Raw genomic sequence first — 623 nt, 5'->3', positions numbered from 1 at the left:
GTCACGCGCGCGGTAGACCTCCTTCAGCGCCGCGGCGACGGCCCGGCGGTCCTTGTAGGAGACGAAGTCGAGCGCGTTGCGGATCAGGTGGACAATGCACGCCTGGACCTGGGTCTGCGGGAACACCGCGGCGATCGCGTCGGGGAAGCCCTTCAACCCGTCGACCACGGCGATCAGGATGTCTTCGACGCCACGGTCCTTGAGCTCGTTCATGACGCGCAGCCAGAACTTGGCGCCCTCGGTCTGCTCGATCCAGAGGCCAAGCACTTCCTTGGTGCCGTCGAGGCGGACGCCGAGGGCGAGGTAGACCGCCTTGTTGCGCACCGTGCCCTCGTCGCGCACCTTCACCCGCAACGCGTCCAGGAACACCAGCGGATAGAGGCGCTCGAGCGGCCGGTTCTGCCACTCGGCGACTTCCTCCAGCACGGCGTCGGTCACCGCGCTGACCAGGTCGGGCGAGACCTCCAGGCCGTAGAGTTCGCGCAGATGGCCCTGGATCTCGCGCGTGCTCATTCCCCGCGCGTACATCGAGACGATCTTCTCGTCGAAGCCGGGGAAGCGGGGGTCTATCGGAAATTTCGTGTTTGGGGCCGTAGGGTGGAGCTGAAGGAGCCGCTGCATGC

At 66.6% G+C, this 623-nt stretch carries 1 pseudogene; it reads right to left on the bottom strand.

The annotated features are described in order from the left end of the window. A pseudogene (locus tag ACTIFU_RS23930) lies at nt 1-561 on the bottom strand (IS256 family transposase); the annotation flags it as partial. Nucleotides 562-623 lie beyond the last annotated feature (62 nt).

The sequence above is a fragment of the Elioraea sp. genome (assembly GCF_051860475.1).
Taxonomy (GTDB): Bacteria; Pseudomonadota; Alphaproteobacteria; order Acetobacterales; family Acetobacteraceae; genus Elioraea.
The sequence above is the reverse complement of the archived record's forward strand: the minus strand, read 5'-3'. Positions and strand labels throughout refer to the sequence as shown.